This is a genomic window from Amnibacterium endophyticum (assembly GCF_042680685.1).
GTDB classification, from domain to species: Bacteria; Actinomycetota; Actinomycetes; order Actinomycetales; family Microbacteriaceae; genus Amnibacterium; species Amnibacterium endophyticum.
In genome coordinates this window covers 75,083-98,490 of the sequence record NZ_JBHUEA010000005.1, presented here as the reverse complement: position 1 = coordinate 98,490, position 23,408 = coordinate 75,083, and the positions used below count along the sequence as shown (strand labels likewise).

Sequence of the window (23,408 nt, the reverse complement as noted above, 5' to 3'; positions counted from 1 at the left end):
AGACGGATACGCCCGCCGGCAGCGGCGCATGTGTCACGGAGCGCCGAGGAAGCGCTCTCGACGGGCGGGCGTAGCGTGCGGGCGTGCGACGAGTCGGGGGAGCGGCCGCGGCCGCGGCGCTGCTGCTGGTGCTGACGGGGTGCGGGTCGCAGGTGACCGCGCCGACGATCACGCCGACCGTCACGGTCGCCCCGACGCCCTCGAGCACGCCCTCGTCGAGCGCGAGCGCGAGCGCGTCATCGTCGGCCCCGACCGCCTCCGCCTCGAGCACGCCCGCATCGTCCGGCGCCTCGGCGGCCGGCGATCCGGGACGTCCTGCGGACCAGTGCGCCGATCAGGACCTGGGCGTCACCATCACCCGGGACAACGGCGGCGGCGGCGCCGGCAGCGAGGTCTACGACGTGCTCTTCACGAACACCGGGGGCGGCTCGTGCGTGCTGCGGGGCGCTCCCGGCGTCTCCGTCGTCGGAGGCGGGAACGGCACGCAGCTCGGCGAGCCGGCCGCCCGCAACCAGGCGGACGCCGTCGACGTCCGGCTGGCGCCCGGACAGGCGGCCGGAGCGCCGCTGCAGGTCGTGGACATCCGCGACGGCGGCGGCCCGCTCGGGTCGGCCTGCCGGGTCCGGAAGGGCGACGGCTTCCGCGTCTACCCGCCGCACTCGAAGAAGGCGATCTTCGTGAAGTCGGACGACGCGTACGCCTGCACCTCGTCCGAGGTCTTCATGACGGTGCGCACGGTGGTCCGCTTCACGGACTGAGCGCTGCGGCCGCAGTGCGCCGACGGATAGCGTGATCCGGTGACCGAGCCCTTCGACGCCGTGGACGTGATCGTCGCCAAGCGGGAGGGCCGGCCCCTCCCGACCGAGCAGATCGAGTGGCTCGTCGACGCCTTCACGCGCGGCGCGGTCGCGGACGAGCAGATGTCGGCCTGGGCCATGGCCGTCCTGCTGAACGGCATGGAGCGGCGGGAGATCCGCGACCTCACCTTCGCGATGATCGCCTCCGGCGAGCGGATGTCGTTCGAAGGGCTCGGGCGCCCCACCGTCGACAAGCACTCCACCGGCGGCGTGGGCGACAAGATCACCCTGCCGCTCGCGCCGCTCGTCGCCGCCTTCGGCATCGCCGTGCCGCAGCTGTCGGGGCGGGGGCTCGGCCACACCGGGGGCACGCTCGACAAGCTCGAGTCGATCCCGGGCTGGCGGGCCGACGTCGGCTCTGCCGAGATGCGGGCGCAGCTCGCCGACGTCGGCGCGGTGATCTGCGCGGCCGGGGCCGACCTCGCCCCGGCCGACAAGCGGCTCTACGCCCTGCGCGACACGACCGGCACGGTCGAGTCCATCCCGCTCATCGCCTCCAGCATCATGTCGAAGAAGATCGCCGAGGGCACCGGCGCCCTCGTGCTGGACGTGAAGTTCGGGTCCGGCGCCTTCATGCCCGACCGGGAGCGCGCGGAGACGCTCGCCCGCACGATGGTCGAGCTCGGCGCCGACGCCGGGGTGGAGTGCGTCGCGCTGCTCACCGACATGTCCGTCCCGCTGGGGCTCGCCGTCGGCAACGCGGTCGAGGTGGCGGAGAGCGTCGAGGTGCTGTCAGGCGGCGGCCCGGCGGACGTGCGGGCGCTGACGCTCGCGCTCGCCGGCGAGATGCTCGCGCTCGGCGGCCAGCCGGACGCCGACCCCGCGGCGGCGCTCGACGACGGGCGGGCGATGGACGTCTGGCGGCGGATGATCCGCGCGCAGGACGGCGACCCGGACGCTCCGCTGCCGGAGGCCCGGGAGACGCACGTCGTCACCGCCGAGCGGGACGGCGTGCTCGCCGAGCAGGACGCGCGCGCCGTCGGCGTCGCCGCATGGCGCCTCGGCGCCGGGCGCGCGCGGCAGGGGGAGTGCGTGCAGGCGGGCGCCGGCGTGCTGCTCCACGCCAAGCGCGGGGACGCGGTGCGGGCGGGGCAGCCGCTGGCGACGCTCCGGACCGACGACGAGGGCCGCATCCCGCGCGCCCTCGAGGCGCTCGCCGGCGCCCACGTCATCGCACCCGCCGGTACCGGGGTGCCCGAGCGCCCGGTCGTCGCGGGGCGGATCACCGCCTGACCCCGGCGGGGTCCGGCGGTACCCTGAGCGGCGTGGGGGACCTGCGAGACCGCGACGACGAAGACGACGACCTGCTGCTCTGGGGCGACGTCGACGCGCGCACCCTGCCGAAGGTGTCGCTGCACGACCACCTCGACGGCGGGCTGCGACCGGCGACCGTGGTCGAGCTGGCAGACGAGGCCGGCGTCGAGCTGCCGGAGGGCGATGCCGACGCGCTCGCCGACTGGTTCCACGACCAGGCCGACTCCGGCTCGCTGGTCGACTACCTGAAGACCTTCGACCTCACCACCGCGGTGATGCAGACCGAGCCGGCCCTGACCCGCGTGGCCCGCGAGTTCGTGCTCGACCTCGCCGCCGACGGCGTCGCTTGGGGCGAGGTGCGCTGGGCGCCCGAGCAGCACCTCGCGAAGGGCCTCACCCTCGACGCCGCCGTGGAGGCGGTGCAGGCCGGCCTCGAGCAGGGCGTCGACGAGGCCCGCCGAGGCGGCTGGGACCTCCGCGTCGGCCAGCTCGTCACCGCGATGCGGCACGCCGACCGCGGGCTCGAGATCGCCGAGCTCGCCGTCCGCCACCGCGACCGCGGCGTGGTGGGCTTCGACATCGCCGGCGCCGAGGCCGGCTTCCTGCCCGCCCGGCACCGCGTCGCCTTCGACTACCTCGCCGAGCACTGGTTCCCCGTGACGGTCCACGCCGGCGAGGCGGCCGGGCTCGACTCCATCCGCAGCGCCCTGCTCGACGGCCGCGCGCTGCGCCTCGGCCACGGCGTGCGGATCGCGGAGGACCTGACGGTGCGCGAGGACGCCGGCCGCTCCTACGTCACCGTCGGCCGATTGGCCCGCTGGGTGCGGGACCGGCAGGTGCCGCTCGAGCTGTCGCCGTCCTCCAACCTGCAGACCGGCGCCATCGAGGCCTGGGGCGACGACCTCGCGGACCATCCGTTCGACCTGCTGTTCCAGCTCGGCTTCAAGGTCACCGTCAATACCGACAACCGGCTGATGAGCGACACCTCCCTGTCGCGGGAGCTGGTGCTGCTCGCCGACGCCTTCGACTACGACCTGGACGACCTGCTCACGTTCCAGCTGAACGCCGCCGAGTCGGCGTTCCTGCCGCTCGAGGAGCGCGAGGCGCTGGCCGACCGCATCGCGAGCGGCTTCGAGGCGATCGACTAGGGGCGGCCGTGGCGATCAGGATCCTCACGCTCTGCGGAGCGGGCATCGGGACGAGCGAGATCCTGCGGGTCTCGGCGCAGCGGGCGCTCGGCCGGATCGGCATCGCCGCTGAGGTGTCGGCGACCGACGTCGCCCGGGTGCGGGAGCAGAGCGAGGACGCGCAGGTGATCCTCACGAGCCCGGAGCACGTCGCGACCATCGGCCGCACGAGCGCGCAGGTGATCGTGATCGACAACATCCTCGACCAGGCGGAGCTCGAGGCGAAGCTCTCCGACGCCCTCGACTAGCGGTGCTCCGTTCCGAAGGTGATCCGGTGCCGCCGGATCACCTTCGAGACGGACTCGTGCGTCAGCGGGCGAGGAGGGCGTCGACGCCGGTCCGCAGCGCGGCCAGCGCCGCATCGGTCTCCCGCCGGCGCTCCTCCGGCGTCGCGACGTCCGAGACCACGTCGAGGTAGACCTTCAGCTTCGGCTCGGTACCCGAGGGGCGCACGATCACGCGGGCGCCGCCGGTCAGCCGGTAGCGCAGCGCGTCCGTCGGCGGGAGGTCGTCGCTGCCGCCGGCGAGGTCGTCCACCGACTCCACGGCGAACCCGCCGATCTCGGCCGGCGGGTCGGCGCGGAGCGAGGCCGTGATGGCGGCGATCCGCGACAGGTCCTCGACGCGCAGCGACACCTGCGCCGAGTCGAAGCGGCCCACCGCCGCCTCGATCTCCGCGAGCAGATCCGCGAGGCCGCGCCCCTCGGCCGCCTGCTCGATCGCGGCGGCGAGCACCGCGACCAGCGCGCTGATCCCGTCCTTGTCCCGCACGACCTCCGGGTCGACGAGGTAGCCGAGCGCCTCCTCGAACCCGAAGAGCAGGGCGGGAGCCCTCGAGATCCACTTGAAGCCCGTGAGGGTCTCGGTGTGGAGGAGGCCGAAGCGCTCCGCGATGCGCGCGAGCCCCGGCGTCGACACCACCGAGCAGGCGAGCGTGCCGCCTGACGCCGTCGTGCCGGACGCGATGCGCCAGGCGAGCAGCAGCCCCACGTCGTTGCCGGTGAGCCGCCGCCAGCCGCGCCGTCCCGAGGCGCTCGAGGCGGGGCCGTCGGGGATCGCGACCGCGAGCCGGTCCGCGTCGGGGTCGTTGGCGAGGATCAGCGTCGCGCCCGTGCGCTCCGCGAGCGCCGTCGCGAGGTCCAGCGTGCCGGGCTCCTCCGGGTTCGGGAAGGGCGCGGTCGGGAACGCCGCGTCGGGCTCCGCCTGCTCGGCCACGACCGCGGGCGCCGGCAGGCCCGCGGCGGCGAGCACCGCCCGCACCGTCTCGAGGCCGACCCCGTGCATGGGCGTGTAGACCCAGTCCAGGTCGCCGCTGGCGTCGGTCACGGCCGCCGTCGCGGCGACGTAGCGCTCGACGACGCCCTCGTCGGCGAGGGGAGCCTCCGTCGATCGCGCGGGCAGCGCCCCCGTCGCGACGACGCGCTCGATCTCCGCGAGCACCGCGGCGTCCGCGGGGGCGACGAGCTGCGAGCCCTGGTCCGGGCCGCCGAGGTAGAGCTTGTAGCCGTTGTCGGGCGCCGGGTTGTGGCTCGCGGTGATCATCACGCCCGCGTCGGCGTCGAGGTCCCGCACCGCGAAGGCGAGCACCGGGGTGGGGAGGGCGCGGGGCAGCAGCACCGTCTCCACGCCGGCGGCGCGCAGCACCCCGACGGCGTCCTCCGCGAAGACCCGGGAGTTCCGGCGGCCGTCGTACCCGACGACCGCGGTCGGACGGTCCGTCCGACCGCGGAGGAAGGCGGCGAGCCCGGCGGAGGTCTGCTGCACGACGACGCGGTTCATCCGGTTCGGGCCGGCGCCGAGCGCGCCGCGCAGCCCCGCCGTGCCGAAGACGAGGCGCTCGCCGAAGCGGTCCTGCAGCCCGGCCTCGTCGGCGCGGTCGAGCAGGTCCTGCACCTCCGCCCGCGTCTCGGGATCGGGGTCGAGGGCGAGCCAGGCGCGGGCGTCGTCCTCGAGCGCCGGGCGGGGTCCCTCGGCCACGCTCAGGCCACCGATTCGGCGATGCGTCCGACGATGCGGGACAGCAGGCCCGCGAGGTGCTCCTCGGCGTTGCGGCCGGCCTCGAGCACCTCCTCGTGGTTCAGCGGGCTGTCCGAGATGCCGGCCGCGAGGTTCGTGATGAGGCTGATGCCGAACACCTCGACGCCGGCCTCGCGCGCGGCGATCGCCTCGAGGGCCGTCGACATACCGACGATGGTGCCGCCCATGGTGCGCGCCATCCGCACCTCCGCCGGGGTCTCGAACTGCGGGCCGCGGAACTGCACGTACACGCCCTCGTCGAGCGAGGGGTCGACCTCGCGAGCGAGCGCGCGCAGCCGCGAGGAGTAGAGGTCGGTCACGTCGATGAAGGTCGCGCCCTCGAGCGGCGAGGCGGCCGTCAGGTTGATGTGGTCGCTGATCAGCACGGGCGTGCCGGGGGACCAGGACGGGTCGATGCCGCCCGCGCCGTTCGTCAGCACCATCACCTTCGCGCCGGCGGCGGCCGCGGTGCGGACGCTGTGCACGACGCGGCGGACGCCCCGGCCCTCGTAGAAGTGGGTGCGGGCGCCGATCACGAGCGCGTGCAGGCCGTTCGCGAGCCGGATGGAGGTGAGCTGCCCGGAGTGCCCCGGGATGCCGGATGCGGTGAAGCCGGGGACCTCGTCGGCGGGGACGCGGGCGACGATCTCGCCGAGGCGCTCGGCGGCACGGCCCCAGCCGCTGCCGAGCGTCAGCGCGATGTCGTGGCGCTCCACGCCGGTGCGGCGCACGAGCTCGGCCGCGGCCAGCTGGGCGACGGCGGTGGGCGGGGTCTCGGGGGCGTCGAGGTCGAGGTCCGGCATGTCTGCAGCGTAGGGGGCCGCCCCTCTCCGGGGAGATCCGGCTGCGCCACGGGCCGACGCGCCCGAAGACCTTCAAGATGGACCTGTGAGCCATGAGTTCGAGCGCAACCACCGCATCGTCGTGCTGGGCGGCGGCCCCGGCGGGTACGAGGCCGCGCTGACGGGGCGGCAGGAGGGCGCGGAGGTCGTGCTCGTCGAGCGGGCCGGCGTCGGCGGCTCGGCGGTGCTGACGGACGTCGTGCCGTCGAAGACGCTCATCGCCACCGCGCAGGCGACCGGTGCGATCGGCCGCATCGCGAAGCTCGGCGTGCGCTACAGCGTGCCGAACGGATCGGGCCGGCCGGTGCAGCCCGACGTGGCGGTCGACCTCCGCGCCGTGAACGCGCGGCTCCGCAAGCTCGCCCGGCAGCAGTCCGACGACATGCGGACGCAGCTCGAGGAGGCGGGAGTGCGCATCGTGGAGGGCGTCGGGCGCCTCGACGGGCCGGGCCGCGTGATCGTCTCGTCCGGCCGCGGGCGCACCGCGCACGACTTCGACGAGATCGAGGCGGACACGACCGTCGTCGCCGTGGGTGCCAGCCCCCGGCGGCTCCCCACCGCGATGCCGGACGGCGAGCGCATCCTCACCTGGACGCAGCTGTACGAGCTCGACGAGGTGCCGGAGCACATCATCGTCGTCGGCTCCGGGGTGACGGGGGCGGAGTTCGCCTCCGCCTACATGCAGCTCGGCAGCGAGGTGACGCTGATCTCGAGCCGCGACCGCGTCTTGCCCGGCGAGGACGAGGACGCGGCCCGGCTGCTCGAGGAGGTCTTCACCCGCGGCGGCATGCACGTGCTCGGGCGCAGCCGCGCGGTGAAGGTGGAGCGGCAGGGCGACGAGGTCGTCGCGACCCTCGACGACGGGCGCGAGGTCCGGGGCAGCCACTGCCTGATGGCGGTCGGCTCCATCCCGAACACGGCCGGCATCGGGCTGGAGGAGGCGGGCGTGCAGCTGGACGCGTCCGGGCACATCCGGGTGAACCGGGTCGGGTCGACCTCCCGCCCCTCGATCTACGCGGCCGGCGACTGCACGACCTTCCTGCCGCTCGCCTCGGTCGCGAGCCAGCAGGGGCGCACCGCGGTGTTCCACGCGATGGGCGATGCGGTCACCCCGACCGAGCTGCGGAACGTGACGAGCAACATCTTCACGGCGCCCGAGATCGCGACCGTCGGCTGGACGCAGAAGCAGATCGAGGACGGGATCGCGCAGGGCGAGATCTACAAGCTGCCGCTCGCCTCGAACCCGCGGGCGAAGATGCTGTCGCTGCAGGACGGCTTCGTGAAGCTCTTCGCCCGCACCGGCTCCGGCACGGTGATCGGCGGGGTCATCGCGTCGCCGCGGGCCAGCGAGCTGATCCTGCCGATCGCGCTCGCGGTCGAGCACCGGCTGACGGTCGACCAGCTGGCGCGCGCCTTCAGCGTCTACCCGTCGCTCTCGGGCGCGATCACGGACGCCGCGAGGGCGATGCACATCGTCGCGTAGCGCGGCGTCCCGCCGGTGCTCCATCTTGTAGGCGGATCTCGGCCAGGGACCGAGATCCGCCTACAAGATGGAACGCTCAGTCGACGATCTCGAGCAGGGCGGTGCCGGAGCTGACGGTCGTGCCCGGGGTCGCGGCGAGGTTCGCCACGACGCCGTCGCGGTGCGCGGTGAGCGGCTGCTCCATCTTCATCGCCTCGAGCACCACGAGCAGGTCGCCGCTGACGACGCGCTGGCCGTCCTCGACCGCGACCTTCACGACCGTGGCCTGCATCGGCGCCTTCACCGCGTTGCCGCTCGAGGTGCCCGCGCGGGACGCGGCACCGCGGCGGCGCGGGGGAGCGGCCGCCGGGGCCGGCTGGCCCGCGCCCGGCACCGCGAGCGCGGCGGGCAGCACGACCTCGAGGCGCTTGCCGTTCACCTCGACCGTCACCTTGCGGCGGTCGTCCGGCGTCGGACCGGTCGGCCCCTGGTCGCCGAGCGACCCGCTCCACGGCTCGATCGTGTTGTCGAACGCGGTCTCGATCCAGTTCGTGTAGACGCCGAACCGGCCGTCCTCCGCCGTGAAGGCGGGGTCGTCCACGACCACGCGGTGGAACGGCATGACGGTCGGGAGCCCCGCGACCTCGAACTCGGCGAGCGCGCGGCGCGAGCGCTCGAGCGCGTCCGCGCGATCGGAGCCGGTCACGATCAGCTTCGCGAGCAGCGAGTCGAACGCGCCCGAGACGACGTCGCCGGTGGTCACGCCGGAATCGACGCGCACGCCGGGGCCGCCCGGCACCCGGAACGACTGCACGGGCCCCGGGGACGGCAGGAAGTTCCGGCCCGGGTCCTCCCCGTTGATGCGGAACTCGAACGAGTGCCCGCGCGGCTCGGGGTCGCCGTAGCCGAGCGGCTCGCCCTCCGCGATGCGGAACTGCTCGCGCACGAGGTCGATGCCCGTGACCTCCTCGGACACCGGGTGCTCGACCTGCAGGCGCGTGTTCACCTCGAGGAAGGAGACGGTGCCGTCCGCGCCGATCAGGAACTCGCAGGTGCCGGCGCCGACGTAGCCGACCTGCTGCAGGATCGCCTTCGACGAGCGGTAGAGCAGATCCCGCTGCTCGTCGGTGATGAAGGGGGCCGGGGCCTCCTCGACCAGCTTCTGGTGCCGGCGCTGCAGCGAGCAGTCCCGCGTGGAGACGATGACGACGTCGCCGAACGCGTCCGCGAGGCACTGCGTCTCGACGTGCCGCGGCTTGTCGAGGTACTTCTCGACGAAGCACTCGCCGCGCCCGAAGGCGGCGACCGCCTCGCGGGTCGCGGAATCGAACAGCTCCGGGATCTCCTCCATCGTGCGGGCGACCTTGAGGCCGCGCCCGCCGCCGCCGAAGGCGGCCTTGATCGCGATCGGCAGGCCGACCTGCTGCGCGAAGGCGACCACCTCGTCGGCGCCCGCGACCGGGTTCAGGGTGCCGGGCGCCAGGGGGGCGCCGACCGACTCGGCGACGTGGCGCGCGGTCACCTTGTCCCCGAGCGCCTCGATCGCCGAGGGCGGCGGGCCGATCCAGATCAGGCCGGCGTCGATGACCGCCTGGGCGAAGGCGCTGTTCTCGGCGAGGAAGCCGTAGCCCGGGTGCACCGCGTCCGCGCCGCTGCGCCGCGCTACGGAGAGGAGCTTCTCGATGACCAGGTAGGTCTCGGCGCTCGTCGTGCCGCCGAGCGCGTAGGCCTCGTCCGCGAGCCGCACGTGGCGGGCGTCGCGGTCCTGATCGGCGTACACCGCGACCGACGCGATGCCGGAGTCGCGGGCGGCCCGGAGGATCCGGACGGCGATCTCACCGCGGTTGGCGACGAGCAGCTTCGCGATCCGCCGCCGGGTGGGCGCGTCCTCGCCGGTCGGAGCGGCCACGTCGGCGGAAAGCGTCATGGATCCATAGCCTATTCACGGCCCGAGGCGCCTCCTTGGTGACCTCCCACAGACCTCCGGTCGCATCCAGTGGCGGGGTCCACAACTCAGCGGTTCCAGAGCGCCGGCCAGGGGGTGCCGGTGGCGGTGACGAGGCGGCGGAGCGCGGGCAGCGACAGCCCGACCACCGTCGACGGGTCGCCCTCGATCCGGTCGATGAAGGCCCCGGCGAGCCCGTCGATCGTGAACGCCCCCGCGACCTCCAGCGGCTCGCCCGAGGCCACGTAGGCCTCCAGCTCCGCGTCCGCCAGGTCGCCCGCGAAGCGCACCTCGGCCGAGGTCGCCGAGCCCGACCCGGTGCCGTGCCGGGCGTCGACGAGCCAGTGCCCCGAGTGCAGCACGCCGGAGTGACCGCGTTGGGCCCGCCAACGCGCCAGCGCGGCCGCCGGCGTGTGCGGCTTGCCGAACACCCGCCCGTCGAAGGCGAAGGCCGAGTCGCCGCCGAGCACGAGCGCGTCGGCCGTGCCGAGCCGCTCAGCGACGGCCTCGGCCTTCAGTCGCGCGAGCAGCAGGACCAGCTCCTCCGCCGGCAGGGCGCGCCCCAGCCGCGCCTCCTCGGCCGCGACCTCGGCCTCCTCGTCCACGCCGGGCGGCACCGCCTCCGGCTCGATCCCGGCGGCGCGCAGCAGGGCCAGCCGGGCGGGGGACGTCGAGGCGAGCACCAACCGCACCCCGTCACGCTAGCCACCCGCCCCGCGCGCCCTCCGGGGGTTGCCACTTCTGCGCCCCCGGAAGCGCGGAACGGGGACGGAAGCGGCAAGTCCCGCAGCACGCTCTTGGGCTGTTGCGACTTCTGTACCGCTGGGGGCGCATGCAGGGGGCGAAAGCGGCAAGGCCGGTCGAGCGTCGAGGGAGCCCCGGCGTGCGAGAGGCTGGAGGGGTGGCGGAGGTCGAGCTCGAGGTGCTGCGCATCGCGCACGGCGGCGTCGCCGTCGCGGAGCTGGAGGGCCGCGTGGTCTTCGTCGCGGACACCCTGCCGGGGGAGCGGGTGCGCGCGCGGATCACCGACGACGCGCACGACCGCTTCTGGCGCGCCGAGACGCTCGAGGTGCTGCGCGCGTCGCCCGACCGGCAGCAGCACGTGTGGGCCGCGGCGGCGCTCGACCGTGCCCCCGAGCAGCGGGCCGGCGGCGCCGAGTTCGGTCACATCGCCCCGGAGCGCCAGCGGGCGCTGAAGACCGAGGTGCTGCGCGACGCCCTGCAGCGCACCGGCGGCCTCGACCCCGCCGGCCTCGACGTCGCGGTGCGCGCGGTGCCGGGCCGGGCCGACGGCACCCGCAGCCGGACCCGGGTGCGCCTGCTCGTCGACGACGCCGGCCGCGTCCGCCCGTACGCGGCCCGCAGCCGCACCGTCGTGCCGGTGGCGGACCTGCCGCTCGCGGTCGAGGCGGTGGAGGCGGTGCTGCCCGAGCGCGCGACCGGGCGGGCGCTCGACCTCGTCGCGACCGGCGGCCGCGCCTTCGCCGCCCGGCGCAGCGATCCGCCGATCGTCGAGCGCGTGGGGGAGCGGGCCTTCTCGCTCGAGGCGACGGGCTTCTGGCAGGTGCACCCCGCGGCGCCGAGGACGCTGCAGCAGGCGGTGCGGGACGCGCTGGACCCGGCCGCCTTCGACCCCGACGCTGACAACCTGGACCTCTACGGCGGCGTCGGCCTGCTCGCCCCCGCGCTCGGCGACGCCCGCGTCGTGCTGCTCGAGTCGGACCGGGCCGCGAGCGGGCACGCGGCCGGCAACCTCGGCCCGCGGGCCCGGGCGGTGGCGGCCCGGGTCGACCGCTTCCTCGCCCGGCCGCGACGCCGTCCCGGAGCGACCGTCGTGCTCGACCCGCCCCGCAGCGGTGCGGGCGCCGAGGTGGTGCGGGCGATCGCGGCGTCCGAGCCCGCCCGGATCGTCTACGTCGCCTGCGACCCCGTCGCGCTCGCCCGCGACCTCCGCACCTTTTCCGGGCTCGGCTGGCGACCGGTGCGGCTCGAGGCCTTCGACCTGTTCCCGAACACGCACCACCTCGAGGCGGTCGCCGCCCTCGCGCCCGCCTGACACCCCTCCAACTGGGGTGCGGGCTCACCCGATCGGGGTCCGGCGGCGAGGTCGCGCCCATTCGTACGATCGCAGGGTCCGTCGTCCAGAAGGAGCCCGCGTGACCATCACCGCCCCGCCCGAGCAGTCCGCCGGGCTGGTCCGCGTCGCCGTGGTCGACGACCACGAGTCCGTCAGGCTCGGACTGCTCGCGGCCTGCATGCGCGAGGGCTATGACTTCGTCGACGAGGGCGCGAACGTGAAGGAGCTCGTCGACAAGCTGGCGGGCCGCGAGGTCGACGTCGTCGTGCTCGACCTGTCGCTCGGCGACGGCATCTCGATCACCGACAACGTGAAGGCCGTCCAGGCGACCGGAGCCGGGGTGCTGATCCACTCGATCGCCGACCGCGCCGCCGGCGTGCGCGAGGCGCTCGCCGCCGGCGCCGCGGGCGTCATCCCGAAGTCCGCCGCAACCGCCACCGTCATGGCCGCGATCAAGGTCGTCGCCCGCGGCGAGGTGCTGAACAACCTCGAGTGGGCGTCCGCGATCGACGCCGACGTCGAGTTCGCCAAGGCGCAGCTCGGGCGCCGCGAGCGCGACGTGCTGAACCTCTACGCCTCGGGCCTGCCGCTGCGCATGGTCGCCGAGCAGCTCGGCATCGCGCCCTCCACGGTGCGCGAGTACCTCGACCGCATCCGCGTCAAGTACGTGGAGGTGGGCCGTCCGGCGCCGACGAAGGTCGACCTGCTGCGCCGGGCCGTGGAGGACGGCATCCTGCCGGGGCTCGACCCCGAGCGTGCCGGTGATGACGACTGAGCCGTCCGGTCGCGGCCTCGCCGCGCAGGTCGCGTCGCCGGTCGGCTCGCGCCGCGTCGAGGAGACGCTGCGGCACATGACGGCGGTCTTCGGGCTGCTCTTCACCCTGCAGACCGTGCCGCTGCTCGTCACCGGCTGGCCCGAGGCCGGGTCCCCGCTCGGGCTCGCGATCGTCGTCGCGATGGGCGGCGTGGTCCTCACCGCGGCGCTCGCGGTGGTGCTGCACCAGTGGACGAAGCCGGTGTTCATCGCCGGCGCCCTGACCTACCTCGTGGCGCTCGCCGCCTGGCCCGCCTCCGTGGTCGGCCCCTGGCCGCCGGAGCAGATGCCGTGGCTGCTCGCCGCGGCGGGCGTGCCCTGCGGCCTCATGGTCGTCGCGACCCGCGGCGCGCTGCCGGTCGTCTACCTCGTCGTCACCGCCGCCGCCGTCGGCCTGCTGCGCACGCTGCCGAGCGGCGGCTCGCTCACCCCGGTCGGCGCCGCGAGGGACGGGGCGGTCGTGCTGCTGCTCGGGCTGGCGCTGCTCTTCGTCGTCGCGGTCATCCGCCGCGCCGCCCGGAACGTGGACGACGCGCAGGGCACCGCGCTCGGCAGCTACGCGAACGCGCAGATCGACGAGGCCATCGAGTCGGAGCGGGTGCGCACCGACGCGCTCGTGCACGACTCGGTCCTCACGACCTTCCTCTCGGCCGCCGCCGCGGGCACTCCGGAGGGGCGCTCGCTGGCCGCCCGGATGGCGCAGAACGCGATGACCGTGCTCTCGCGGGCCACCGTCGCCTCCCACGTCGGCCCCAAGGTCGCCGTGGAGGGGCTGCTCGACCAGGTGAAGCGCGACGCCGCCGGGGTCGGGGACCGGTTCGAGTTCCGCATGCAGCGGGTCCGCGACCACTTCCTGCCCGACGCGGTCGCCGACGCGGTCGTGTCGGCGACCGTGCAGGCGATGACGAACAGCGTGAAGCACGCCGGCGGCCCCGAGGTGCCCCGGACGGTCGTCGTCGAGGGCGTCGAGGGCGGCGGCGTGCGGGTCGCGATCGCCGACCGCGGCCGCGGCTTCGACCTGTCCGCGGTCGCCTCCGAGCGGCTCGGGCTGCGCGTGTCGATCATGGAGCGGATGCGTCGCGTCGGCGGCGAGGTCGCTCTGACGACCGCCCCGGGCGAGGGCACCGAGTTCGTGCTGTCCTGGCCGGCCGCGTCCCACCCCGGGGTCGAGGTCGCGGAGCGCGGCGAGGCGGTGCCCGCGTGATCCTCGCCGCCCGCTCGCTGGTCGACGCGCTCGCCGCCCTGGTCGCGGTCTACTCGCTCACGACGGGCGCGCTCGCGCTCCCGCAGTCGCTGCACCCGGACCGCAGCGTCGTCGCGATGGCGCTGTTCGCCGTCTGCTTCGCGCTGTCGCTCCTCCTCGCCCGGCGGCGCGACATGCCGCCGTGGCTCGCCGGGCTGAACGTCGGGGCCTCCTTCGCGGCCGCCCTGCTGTGCGCCACCTCGATCCCGAACCCGAACGACGCCGGCGACCTGCACTGGTACGTCGGCGCGACCGGCTGCCTGCTCGTCGTGACCGCGCTCCGCCGCCAGGCGGCCTTCGCCTGGCTCGGCATCGGCATGGTCGCGGCGCAGACGCTCGTCTGGGCGGGGCTGCCGGGCATGTGGCAGGCGAACGTGCCCGTCGTCGCCCTCTGGATCGCCGTGACGTTCTTCGGCACCCGAGCGCTCGACCGGGCGATGCGCGACGTGCAGCAGTTCGCGCGCGCGGAGCGCGAGGCCGTCGAGTGGCAGGCCGCGCAGGAGGCGCACCACTCGGAGCGCCAGGTGCGCCTCACGCAGACCAGCCGCGTCGCGCTGCCCATGCTGCGGCACATCCTCGCGACGGGCGGCGAGCTGGACGAGCCGGCGCGGCAGGAGTGCCGGGTGCTGGAGCAGACGATCCGCGACGAGATCCGCGGTCGCCGGCTGCTGAACGCCGCGGTGCGCGACCAGGTCATCGCCGCCAGGCGGCGCGGCGCCTTCGTGCAGGTGCTCGACGACGGCGGCCTCGACGACCTGGAGGCCTCGGCGATGGAGCCCGTGCTCGACCGCGTCGCCGAGGCGATCGCGGGCGTCCGCTCCGACCGCATCATCATCCGGACGGCGCCGAAGGGCTCCGACAAGGCGGTGACGGTGGTCGGGATCTCGATCGACCCGACCGCGGCGGCGCTGGGCCTCGAGGACGAGGGCGAGGAGGTCGACCTCTGGCTCGAGCTCGACCGCCCCGAGCCCGCACGGGTCTGATCCGCGCGCGTCCGACCCGTTGAGGGCGCGCGCTCGAGGCGAGCCGCGCACCGCTGCGACCGCGTCACGCGGTGCTCCCGCCTCGTCGCGCGGTACGAGCGTCCCCGCGCGGTAGGTGGGCCGACCGCGCGGCGGCGCTGCTACCGCGCGAGGTGCGCGAGTCCCGCGGGTCGGGCGATGCACGGCACGGCACGGCACGGGCCGGCACGGGCCGGAGACGGGAGAAGGGGCCGGCCTCCCCAGACCGGCCCCTCTTCACCCCCATGCGGCCGCGGCGACCCGAACGCCGACGGCCGGTGGACGCTCCAGGCACCGGGTCCCCCGACCCGGTGCACGTCCTGAGCGACGCCGTGGGTCGACGCCGCGGACCCATTCTCGCGGGGATCGCTGCCGCGCGCAGTCGGGCGGATGGGGGACATTCGGGGTACAAAATCCCGAAGATCCGCCGCTGATCAGTGGTTCCAGGCTCCTCGGGGCAGCGGTGCGCGCAGGCCGCGCGCGGATCGCTGCCATGCCGACGGGACGTCCTCCTCCTCCGGGAGCGGCAGCGTCGACGCCGCCCGCTCGAGGCCGACCTCGGTCAGCACCGCGGCGACCGCCGCGACCTCCTCGTCGCTCGGCGACCCGCCGACGACCCCGACCCCGTCGCTCACAGCGGGATGTTCCCGTGCTTCTTCGGGGGCATGGCCGCTCGCTTGGTCCGCAGCGCCCGCAGCGCCTTGATGACGGTGATGCGGGTGGACGCGGGCTCGATGACGCCGTCGAGCTCGCCGCGCTCGGCCGCGAGGAACGGGCTCGCGACGTTGTACGTGTACTCGTTCGCGAGGCGGGTGCGCACCGCGTCGACGTCCTCGCCGGCCTCGGCCGCCTTTCGAATCTCGCCGCGGTAGAGGATGTTGACGGCGCCCTGGCCGCCCATCACCGCGATCTCCGCGGTCGGCCAGGCGTAGTTCAGGTCCGCGCCGAGCTGCTTCGACCCCATGACGATGTAGGCGCCGCCGTAGGCTTTCCGCGTGATGATCGTGACGAGCGGCACGGTCGCCTCCGCGTAGGCGTACAGCAGCTTCGCCCCGCGCCGGATCACGCCGGTCCACTCCTGGTCGGTGCCGGGCAGGTAGCCGGGCACGTCGACGAGCGTGATGATCGGGATGGAGAACGCGTCGCAGAACCGCACGAACCGGGCGGCCTTCTCGCCCGCGTCGATGTTGAGCGTGCCCGCCATCGCGGACGGCTGGTTCGCGATCACGCCGACGCTGCGGCCCTCGACCCGGCCGAAGCCGACCACGATGTTCGGTGCGAACAGCGGCTGCGTCTCGAGGAAGTCGCCGTCGTCCACCAGCGTCTCGATCAGGTCGTGGACGTCGTACGGCTGGTTCGGGCTGTCGGGGATCAGCGTGTTCAGGCGGCGGTCGTCGTCCGTGACCTCGAGCGCGGCGGTCGTCGCGTAGCGCTTCGGGTCGGCCAGGTTGTTGTCCGGCAGGAACCCGATCAGGGTGCGGGCGTAGTCGAGGGCGTCGTCCTCGTCGGCGGCCAGGTAGTGGGCGACGCCGCTGCGCGTGTTGTGCGTGAGCGCACCGCCCAGCTCCTCCATCCCCACGTCCTCGCCCGTGACCGTCTTGATCACGTCGGGGCCGGTGACGAACATCTGCGAGGTCTTGTCGACCATGATAACGAAGTCCGTGAGGGCGGGGGAGTACACGGCGCCGCCGGCCGCCGGCCCCATCACGATCGAGATCTGCGGGATCACCCCGGACGCGGCCGTGTTCCGGCGGAAGATCTCGCCGTACTTGCCGAGCGCGACGACGCCCTCCTGGATCCGCGCGCCGCCGGAGTCGAGGATGCCGATGATGGGCACGCCCGTCTTCAGGGCGTGGTCCATGACCTTGATGATCTTCTCGCCGGCGACCTCGCCGAGGCTGCCGCCGAAGATCGTGAAGTCCTGCGAGTAGACCGCGACCTGGCGTCCGTGGATCTCGCCGATCCCGGTGACGACCGCGTCGCCGTAGGGGCGGGTGCGGTCCATCCCGAACGCGGTGGTGCGATGGCGGACGAACTCGTCCAGCTCCACGAAGGTGCCGTGGTCGAGCAGCTGCTCGATCCGCTCCCGGGCGGTCTGCTTGCCCTTGGCGTGCTGCTTCGCGACCGCCTGCTCGCCGCTCGCCGTCACGGCCTCGTGGTAGCGGGTCTTCAGGTCGGCCAGGCGCTCGGCCGTCGTGGCCGGGGCGGGCGCCGACAGGGGGGTGTCCGTCACGCCGAGGAAGCCTAGCCGCGGGCCCGGTCGCCCGGCCGCGAGGGGCGGCGCCCGGTGGCGACGCGCCCGCTCCGTAGGCTCGGCGGATGCTGCAGCTGCCGCGCTCCGCCGCGCTCGTCGCCCGGCTCGAGGTCGTCGAGCGGGCCGGCTCGACGAACGCGGACCTGGTCCGGGCCGCCGGCGACGACCCGGAGGCGTGGCCCGCGCCCGCCGTGCTGGTCACGGACCACCAGACCGCCGGGCGCGGCCGGCAGGGGCGGACCTGGAGCGCCGGCGCCGGCGACTCCCTCGCGATCTCGGTGCTGCTGGACCCCGGCGTCCCGCGGGAGCGGCTCGGCTGGCTGTCGCTCGCGGCCGGCGCCGCGATGACCCGGGCGCTCCGCGGTCTCGGGGTCGAGGCGAGCGCGAAGTGGCCGAACGACGTGCTGATCGGCGGGCGCAAGGTCTGCGGCGTCCTCGCGGAGGCGCTGCCCGACGGCCGGCGCGTGGTCGTCGGCGCCGGGCTGAACCACGCGGGCCGTGCGGCGGACCTGCCCGTGCCCACCGCCACGTCGCTCGCCGTGGAGGGCGGTCCGACCGACCCCGACCTGCTGCTCGCCGCCTACCTGACGGAGCTGCTGGCGCTGTCCGCGGACCTCGCCGCCGCGGGCGGCGACCCGGACCGCGGGCTGCGCGAGATCGTCCGGCGCGTGTCCGGCACGATCGGCCGCCGCGTCCGCGTCAGCCTGCCGGACGGCTCCGCGCTCGAGGGGGAGGCCGTGGACGTCGACTCCGAGGGGCGCATCGTGGTCGATACCACATCGATACACGGGCGCACGGCCGTTCCCGCGGGCGATGTCGAGCACCTGCGGTACACATAGACCGTGCCGGTCGGGATCGGGGGTTCCACGCGGGTGCGCACCGAGCGCCGCCCGACGTCGGTGCCGCCCGTCCGCGAGTCGCCCGAGCACGTCGTCGTGCGCCTGCGCCGCAGCGGCCGCCATCTGGTCTGGCCGGCGCTCTGCTTCGTCGCGATCTGCTTCGGTACGGGCTACTGGTGGCACCGCACCCCGTGGGGCTGGCTGAACACCGCCCTGCCGTTCCTGGCCGGGGGCCTCGCGGTGATCCTGTCGGTGCTGCCCCTGGTGTTCTGGCTGAACCGCATCACGATCATCACGACGCGGCGGCTGATCGTGCAGCAGGGGTTCCTCGTGCGGGAGCGCACCGAGTTCGCGCTCAGCCACGGCGAGGAGGCGGTGCTGCGCCGCGGCCCGCTGCAGCTGCTCACGGGCAGCGGCGACGTGATCGTCCGCGCCGGCGCGGAGGGCACGATGATCCTGCGCGACCTGCCGCGGGCCCGGCTCGTGCACCGCGCGATCGCGGACCTGCTCGACCGCGCCGCGCCCGCCCGGGGCTGAGCTCAGTCGGCGACGACCGCGCCGACGCGGTTCCGCCGGCGCGGGTGGTACACCCAGTGCCGGTAGAGCAGGAAGCGCAGCGCGGAGCCGAGCACCAGGCCGACGACGTTGCCGGAGATGTTGTCCGCGAGGATCGTGCGGAAGCCGAGCACGTAGTGCGAGACGGCGAGGCAGGCGAGCGCCACCAGCATGCCGAGCACGCTGACGACCCCGAACTCGACCGCCTCCATGAAGCCGCGCGTGCTGCGGTGCGGACCGAAGGTCCAGTACCGGTTGCCGATCCAGTTCGCGACGATCGCGAGCACCGTGGAGATGATCTTCGCCTTCAGCGGGCTGCCCTCGAACGGCGGGGACAGGCGCAGCAGCGTGAAGGTCGTCACGTCCACCACGAAGCCGACGCCGCCGACGAGCGCGAACTTCGTCAGCTGCCCGACGACGGCGCTCCTCGCGAGCGTGCGCATACGCTTCTCCCGTCGGCCGGCCGATCCGCCGGTGGTGGCGGGGATCCGCACTCTACGACTCGAATCGGGAGTCGGCCCTGCGGAGCCGAAGGGAGTCCTGTGCGCGTCGGAGTGATCGGGGGCGGCCAGCTCGCCCGGATGATGGTGCCGGCGGCGATCGCCCTCGGGGTCGAGATCCGCGTCCTCGGCGAGGGGCCGGAGTCGTCGGCGCGGCTCGCGATGACGGCGACGGGCGAGCCGGGGGATCTGGACGCGGTGCGCGCGTTCGCGCGCGCCGTGGACGTCGTCACCTTCGACCACGAGCACGTGCCCCAGCCGGTGCTCCGCGCCCTCGTCGAGGAGGGCGTCGCGGTGCGGCCCGGACCGGACGCGCTGCGCCACGCGCAGGACAAGCTGGTGCTGCGACGCCGCCTCGACGACATGGGCCTGCCCCAGCCGGCGTGGGCGGAGGTCGCCGACGCGGACGGGCTCGGCGCCTTCCTCGAGCGCGCGGGCGGCCGCGCGGTCGTGAAGACGCCGACCGGCGGGTACGACGGGCACGGCGTGCGGGTCGTCGACGACCCGCACGGCGCCGACGACTGGCTGGCGGAGCGCCCGCTGCTCGCCGAGGAGCTGGTGCCCTTCCGGCGCGAGCTGGCGCAGCTGGTCGCCCGGCGCCCGGCCGGCGACGTCGCGGTCTGGCCGCTGGTCGAGACCGTGCAGGGCGGGGGCGTCTGCCGCGAGGTCTTCGCCCCCGCGCCGCACCTCGCCGCCCCGACCGCCCGGCAGGCGCGGGAGATCGCGCACCGGATCGCCACCGAGCTGGGGGTGACCGGCGTGCTCGCGGTCGAGCTGTTCGAGACCGAGGACGGCCGCGTGCTCGTGAACGAGCTGGCGATGCGCCCGCACAACAGCGGCCACTGGACCATCGACGGCGCGGTCACGAGCCAGTTCGAGCAGCACCTGCGCGCGGTGCTCGACCTGCCGCTCGGGGACGTGGCGGCCCGCGCGCCGTGGACCGCGATGGTGAACCTGCTCGGCGGCCCGGCCGACGGCGACCTCGACGCCCTCGTACCCGCCGCGATGGCGGACCAGCCGGCCGTGAAGCTGCACCTCTACGGGAAGGCGCCGCGACCCGGCCGGAAGATCGGCCACGCGACCGCGGTCGGCGACGACCTCGACGACCTCGTCTTCGCCGCGCGCTCCGCCGTCACCCTCCTGCACGGCGACCCCGCCTGACCTCCGTTCGGCCGCCGCGCCGTCGGTCGAGGTGCGAGCGCAGCGATGGGCCCCACGGCCGGTGTTCCCGGCCGAGGGACACGGGGCCACCCGCGCCCGGGAGCCGCCCCCTAGCATCGGAGCCGTGACGGAGCCCGCCCAGCCCCCGGTCGTCGGCATCGCGATGGGCAGCGACTCCGACTGGCCGACGATGCAGGCGGCCGCGGCGATGCTCGAGCGCTTCGCCGTGCCGTACGAGGCGCGGGTGCTGTCGGCGCACCGGACGCCCCGGGCGATGCTCGACTGGGGGAGCGCTGCGGCCGGACGCGGCCTGAAGGTCGTGATCGCGGGTGCCGGCGGCGCCGCCCACCTTCCCGGGATGCTCGCCGCCGCGACGACGCTCCCCGTGATCGGGGTCCCCGTCGTGCTGAAGACGCTGGACGGCCTCGACTCCCTGCTCTCGATCGTGCAGATGCCGACCGGCGTGCCGGTCGCGACCGTCGCGATCGGGAACGCGGCGAACGCCGGCCTGCTGGCGGTCCGCATCCTCGGCACCTCCGACGAGCGCCTCGCGACCGCCCTGGCGGACTACGCGGCGGACCTCGAGGCCCAGGTCGCCGCGAAGGACGCCGCCCTGCCCCGCTGACCCGCTCCGAACCGCGGACTTGCCGCTCGTTGCGGTTCGCGCCCGCGTGTCGTGACAAGAAGTGGCAAGTCCGCGGTTCGGCGAGTCCGCGGTGCTGCAGGATCAGCCGCGCGGAGGACGCCCGACCCGCCGACCGGCGCGTACGCTCCCCGCGTGCACGGGGAGCAGCGATGAGCGCCTTCGCGATGCGCCGCGCCGCGCCCGCCCCGCCCTCGGCCGCGGGCACTCCGCTGCGCGACCCCGACGTCCTCGACGAGCGGATGATGACCCGTCGCGGCGTCTGGCTGACGGTGCTGCACCTGCTGATCCCGGGCAGCGCCCAGGCGCTCGCGGGCGACCGCCGCTTCGGGCGGCTCGCCCTCGGCGTCTGGCTCGCCGGCGCGATCGCGCTGGTCGCCGCCGCGGTGCTGTGGTTCGTCCTGCCGCAGCTGCTGCTCACGCTGCCGACGAACGCCGTCGGGCTGACGGTGGTGCAGCTGCTCCTCGCGGCCTGGGCGGTCTGGTGGCTGGTGCTCACCGTCGACACATTGCGGCTGCTGCGCCTGGTGCGGGTCGCGCCCCTGGCGCGCGGGTTGCTCGGCGCGGTGCTCGCGGTCGCCCTGGTGCTCGGGCTCGGCGGCGCGGGCTGGGGCGCGTGGGCCGCGGGCGTCGCGCGCGGCACGATCGGAACCGTCTTCGGCAGCGGTCGCTACGCGATGCCGGCGGACGGCCGCTACAACATCATGCTGCTCGGCGGCGACGCGGGAGCGGGTCGGCTCGGGCTGCGCCCGGACAGCATCTCGGTGATCAGCCTGGACGCGCTCACCGGGGACATGGTCACCTTCGGGCTGCCCCGCGACCTGGACCCGATCCCGTTCAGCGCCGGCTCCCCGATGCTCGCGAAGTACCCCGACGGCTACGGCGCTCACGGCCGCTGCAACGTCGACGTCTGCCAGCTGAACTCCATCTACACGGAGGTCGAGCTCAAGGACCCGCAGCTGTACCCGGAGGCGAAGGCGCAGCACTCCCGTCCCGGCATCGAGGCGACGCGCGATGCGGTGGAGGGCGCGCTCGGCATCCCGATCCAGTACTACGTCCTGGTCGACATGGGCTCGTTCGAGCACCTGATCGACGCGCTGGGCGGCGTCACCATCGACGTGAAGCAGCGGCTCCCGATCGGCGGCGGGGTCGCGGCGGACGGCACCCCGACCGGCGTCAAGGTGTGGATCGAGCCCGGGAAGCAGCACCTGAACGGCAACCGGGCGCTCTGGTACGCGCGCAGCCGGCACGGCATCGGCAACAGCGACTACAAGCGGATGGCGCGCCAGCGCGAGCTGCAGCAGGCGATCCTGCGGCAGGTGAACCCGCTGACCGTGCTGACCCGCTTCGAGCGGGTCGCGAAGGCGGGCTCGAAGACGGTGGACACCGACATCCCGCAGGGGCTGCTGGGCGAGTTCGCGGGGCTCGCGGTGAAGACGCGCGGGCAGAAGACGAAGACGATCGAGTTCGTGCCGCCGGACTACCCGCAGGGGCACCCGGACTACGAGCGCATCCATGCCGTCGTCCAGAAGGCCCTCCGCTGACCCGCGGATCCGTGACGAGGGCGGGGCGGGAAACGCGCACGGACCTGCTCGCAGCGGCGCGACACGCCGATACCCTGCTGCCGTGAGCCTCGCGACCCGCGCGCGCGCCACCGCCGCCCAGGTGCACGCGCCCCGCACACGTTCGGACGTGCTCGTCGCCGTCGCCGTCGGGCTGCTGCTGGCGGTGCACGCGGTGATCTTCGTCGCGACCCTGCTGCTCGCCCCCGTCACGGCGGTGGAGGCCCGCAGCCTCGAGCTGCTGCAGCTGCCGGTGGAGGCGGCGCGGGCGCTGATGCTGCCGTTCCACGCGCTGCTGCTCGGCTGCCTGTTCGTGCTGGGCCGCCGGGTCGCCGGGCGCTGGGCGGGCTTCGGCTCGATGCTCGCCGTGCTCGCGCTCGACCTGCGGGCGGACCCGGCGGACGTCGTCTACGGCCCGGCGGTCGCGACCGGCGGGTGGGCGGCCGCCGCCGTGCTCGCGCTCGTCTTCGCCGTGCTGCCGCGTCGCCCCCGTGCCGCCGCCGCGCTGATCGGGGCCGCCTCGGGGCTCGCCTGGCTCGTCGTGCTCGCGCTCCCGGCGCTGCTGGTCGCCCTCGCGCTGCGGCCCGCCGCCTCCGGCGCCGCCCGCGCGCGCCTGCTGCTCGGCGCGACCGGTGCCTGGACGGCGACCGCCGCCGGCATGCAGCTGATCTGGCTCGCCCGCCTCGGCGCCGCCGGCTGGCTCGCGCGGGCCGACGCCTACCTCGCCGAGCTGCGCCCGCACGCGCTCGTGCCGTGGCTCGAGCAGCAGACGATCGTGTTCGGCGCCTGGCACTTCACGCCGCTCGTCACCGTCTCCCTCGCCGCGTTCCTCTTCCTCGCCGCCGGGACCGGAGCGGTGCGCTACCTCGTCGTGCCGCTGCCCGGCGAGCAGGGTCCGGCCGTGCTGCGGGTGCTCCGCCGATTCCCGGTGGAGCTGACGACCGCGTTCCTCACGATGCTCGCGTTCGGCACCTGGTGGGCGCTGTCGGGCGAGACCGTCGTCGTCGAGCCGATGCTGCCGGTGCTCGGCGCCGTCGCCCCGCTGATCACGGCGCTCGCGTACCGCGGCGCCAAGTGGCTGCTGACGGTGAACCGCTTCTGGGCGCTCTGCGCGGTGGTCTACCTGACGGGCCTCATCGCCGCGCGCTCGACGCAGCTGGTCATCACGCTCGTCCAGTCCTTCCGCCCGTGACTTC

The 23,408-nt window shown here is 74.8% G+C and carries 22 protein-coding genes; 15 read left to right on the top strand and 7 right to left on the bottom strand.

Annotated features, from left to right (window positions below; translation table 11 throughout):
* Positions 1–83 precede the first annotated feature (83 nt).
* Genes ACFSBI_RS04960 through ACFSBI_RS04945 form a run of 4 tightly spaced genes read left to right on the top strand, consistent with a single transcriptional unit; the run spans position 84 to position 3,546 of the window.
* On the top strand, positions 84–758 hold the full coding sequence (locus tag ACFSBI_RS04960; RefSeq protein WP_377932633.1) for a DUF4232 domain-containing protein: 675 nt from the start codon (positions 84–86) through the stop codon (positions 756–758).
* A gap of 39 nt (positions 759–797) precedes the next feature.
* Positions 798–2,090, top strand: coding sequence for a thymidine phosphorylase (locus ACFSBI_RS04955; protein WP_377932631.1), 1,293 nt, complete (start codon positions 798–800; stop codon positions 2,088–2,090).
* A 41-nt stretch (positions 2,091–2,131) separates the two neighbouring features.
* Positions 2,132–3,259 carry an adenosine deaminase gene (locus ACFSBI_RS04950; protein WP_377932738.1) on the top strand — a complete coding sequence of 376 codons (1,128 nt, stop codon included), beginning with the start codon at positions 2,132–2,134 and terminating at the stop codon, positions 3,257–3,259.
* Between the two features lie 8 nt (positions 3,260–3,267).
* On the top strand, positions 3,268–3,546 hold the full coding sequence (locus ACFSBI_RS04945) for a PTS sugar transporter subunit IIB (protein ID WP_377932629.1): 279 nt from the start codon (positions 3,268–3,270) through the stop codon (positions 3,544–3,546).
* Positions 3,547–3,607: 61 nt separating this feature from the next.
* Here the strand turns inward: ACFSBI_RS04945 and ACFSBI_RS04940 are convergent, their stop codons facing one another.
* Positions 3,608–5,281 carry a phospho-sugar mutase gene (locus ACFSBI_RS04940; protein ID WP_377932736.1) on the bottom strand — a complete coding sequence of 558 codons (1,674 nt, stop codon included), beginning with the start codon at positions 5,279–5,281 and terminating at the stop codon, positions 3,608–3,610.
* Positions 5,278–6,117 (bottom strand): purine-nucleoside phosphorylase, encoded by an 840-nt coding sequence (locus ACFSBI_RS04935; protein ID WP_377932627.1) that lies wholly within the window; start codon positions 6,115–6,117, stop codon positions 5,278–5,280. The genes ACFSBI_RS04940 and ACFSBI_RS04935 overlap by 4 nt, the downstream gene beginning before the upstream one ends.
* 85 nt (positions 6,118–6,202) lie before the next feature.
* Between ACFSBI_RS04935 and ACFSBI_RS04930 the strand changes: the two genes are divergently transcribed.
* The gene (locus ACFSBI_RS04930) at positions 6,203–7,639 is read left to right on the top strand and encodes an NAD(P)H-quinone dehydrogenase (protein WP_377932625.1); all 1,437 of its coding nucleotides are present in this window, start codon (positions 6,203–6,205) and stop codon (positions 7,637–7,639) included.
* 76 nt (positions 7,640–7,715) lie between these two features.
* On the opposite strand, the gene ACFSBI_RS04925 is transcribed toward ACFSBI_RS04930, so the two are convergent.
* A complete protein-coding gene (locus tag ACFSBI_RS04925; protein ID WP_377932623.1) occupies positions 7,716–9,545 on the bottom strand; it encodes an acetyl/propionyl/methylcrotonyl-CoA carboxylase subunit alpha in 1,830 nt (609 codons plus the stop codon).
* 86 nt (positions 9,546–9,631) lie between these two features.
* Positions 9,632–10,255 (bottom strand): Maf family protein, encoded by a 624-nt coding sequence (locus ACFSBI_RS04920; protein WP_377932621.1) that lies wholly within the window; start codon positions 10,253–10,255, stop codon positions 9,632–9,634.
* Positions 10,256–10,464: 209 nt separating this feature from the next.
* On the opposite strand from ACFSBI_RS04920, the gene ACFSBI_RS04915 reads away from it, so the two are divergent.
* From ACFSBI_RS04915 to ACFSBI_RS04900, 4 genes are all read left to right on the top strand, one after another.
* Positions 10,465–11,619: a class I SAM-dependent RNA methyltransferase gene (locus ACFSBI_RS04915; RefSeq protein WP_377932619.1), complete on the top strand. Its 1,155-nt coding sequence runs from the start codon at positions 10,465–10,467 to the stop codon at positions 11,617–11,619.
* A gap of 136 nt (positions 11,620–11,755) precedes the next feature.
* Entirely contained in the window at positions 11,756–12,415 is a 660-nt protein-coding gene (locus ACFSBI_RS04910; protein WP_377932734.1) for a response regulator transcription factor, read from the top strand.
* Positions 12,405–13,658, top strand: coding sequence for a sensor histidine kinase (locus ACFSBI_RS04905; RefSeq protein WP_377932617.1), 1,254 nt, complete (start codon positions 12,405–12,407; stop codon positions 13,656–13,658). The genes ACFSBI_RS04910 and ACFSBI_RS04905 overlap by 11 nt, the downstream gene beginning before the upstream one ends.
* Positions 13,655–14,680 carry a hypothetical protein gene (locus ACFSBI_RS04900; protein ID WP_377932615.1) on the top strand — a complete coding sequence of 342 codons (1,026 nt, stop codon included), beginning with the start codon at positions 13,655–13,657 and terminating at the stop codon, positions 14,678–14,680. The genes ACFSBI_RS04905 and ACFSBI_RS04900 overlap by 4 nt, the downstream gene beginning before the upstream one ends.
* Before the next feature lie 452 nt (positions 14,681–15,132).
* On the opposite strand, the gene ACFSBI_RS04895 is transcribed toward ACFSBI_RS04900, so the two are convergent.
* Positions 15,133–15,333, bottom strand: coding sequence for an acyl-CoA carboxylase subunit epsilon (locus ACFSBI_RS04895; RefSeq protein WP_377932613.1), 201 nt, complete (start codon positions 15,331–15,333; stop codon positions 15,133–15,135).
* Positions 15,330–16,931, bottom strand: coding sequence for an acyl-CoA carboxylase subunit beta (locus ACFSBI_RS04890; protein WP_377932611.1), 1,602 nt, complete (start codon positions 16,929–16,931; stop codon positions 15,330–15,332). Before ACFSBI_RS04890 ends, ACFSBI_RS04895 begins: the two co-directional genes overlap by 4 nt.
* An 86-nt stretch (positions 16,932–17,017) precedes the next feature.
* Between ACFSBI_RS04890 and ACFSBI_RS04885 the strand changes: the two genes are divergently transcribed.
* A complete protein-coding gene (locus ACFSBI_RS04885) occupies positions 17,018–17,791 on the top strand; it encodes a biotin--[acetyl-CoA-carboxylase] ligase (RefSeq protein WP_377932609.1) in 774 nt (257 codons plus the stop codon).
* Between the two features lie 3 nt (positions 17,792–17,794).
* Positions 17,795–18,328, top strand: coding sequence for a PH domain-containing protein (locus ACFSBI_RS04880; protein ID WP_377932607.1), 534 nt, complete (start codon positions 17,795–17,797; stop codon positions 18,326–18,328).
* A gap of 2 nt (positions 18,329–18,330) precedes the next feature.
* Here ACFSBI_RS04880 and ACFSBI_RS04875 read toward each other — a convergent pair whose 3' ends face one another.
* Positions 18,331–18,789: a GtrA family protein gene (locus ACFSBI_RS04875; RefSeq protein WP_377932605.1), complete on the bottom strand. Its 459-nt coding sequence runs from the start codon at positions 18,787–18,789 to the stop codon at positions 18,331–18,333.
* A 99-nt stretch (positions 18,790–18,888) separates the two neighbouring features.
* On the opposite strand from ACFSBI_RS04875, the gene ACFSBI_RS04870 reads away from it, so the two are divergent.
* The 4 genes from ACFSBI_RS04870 to ACFSBI_RS04855 all read left to right on the top strand — a co-directional run bounded on the left by ACFSBI_RS04870 (position 18,889) and on the right by ACFSBI_RS04855 (position 23,404).
* Positions 18,889–20,007, top strand: a complete 1,119-nt coding sequence (locus tag ACFSBI_RS04870; protein ID WP_377932603.1) for a 5-(carboxyamino)imidazole ribonucleotide synthase — start codon at positions 18,889–18,891, stop codon at positions 20,005–20,007.
* Between the two features lie 124 nt (positions 20,008–20,131).
* Entirely contained in the window at positions 20,132–20,632 is a 501-nt protein-coding gene (gene purE, locus ACFSBI_RS04865; protein WP_377932601.1) for a 5-(carboxyamino)imidazole ribonucleotide mutase, read from the top strand.
* Between the two features lie 170 nt (positions 20,633–20,802).
* Positions 20,803–22,194, top strand: coding sequence for an LCP family protein (locus ACFSBI_RS04860; RefSeq protein WP_377932599.1), 1,392 nt, complete (start codon positions 20,803–20,805; stop codon positions 22,192–22,194).
* An 82-nt stretch (positions 22,195–22,276) separates the two neighbouring features.
* Positions 22,277–23,404, top strand: a complete 1,128-nt coding sequence (locus ACFSBI_RS04855; RefSeq protein ID WP_377932597.1) for a hypothetical protein — start codon at positions 22,277–22,279, stop codon at positions 23,402–23,404.
* Positions 23,405–23,408: the final 4 nt, after the last annotated feature.

Bases quoted from the DNA above. Each gene is read 5' to 3' on its own strand.
- ACFSBI_RS04875 (WP_377932605.1), bottom strand. From the start codon at position 18,789: ATGCGCACGCTCGCGAGGAGCGCCGTCGTCGGGCAGCTGACGAAGTTC.
- ACFSBI_RS04885 (WP_377932609.1), top strand. From the start codon at position 17,018: ATGCTGCAGCTGCCGCGCTCCGCCGCGCTCGTCGCCCGGCTCGAGGTC.
- ACFSBI_RS04925 (WP_377932623.1), bottom strand. From the start codon at position 9,545: ATGACGCTTTCCGCCGACGTGGCCGCTCCGACCGGCGAGGACGCGCCC.
- ACFSBI_RS04905 (WP_377932617.1), top strand. From the start codon at position 12,405: ATGACGACTGAGCCGTCCGGTCGCGGCCTCGCCGCGCAGGTCGCGTCG.
- ACFSBI_RS04860 (WP_377932599.1), top strand. From the start codon at position 20,803: ATGAGCGCCTTCGCGATGCGCCGCGCCGCGCCCGCCCCGCCCTCGGCC.
- ACFSBI_RS04935 (WP_377932627.1), bottom strand. From the start codon at position 6,117: ATGCCGGACCTCGACCTCGACGCCCCCGAGACCCCGCCCACCGCCGTC.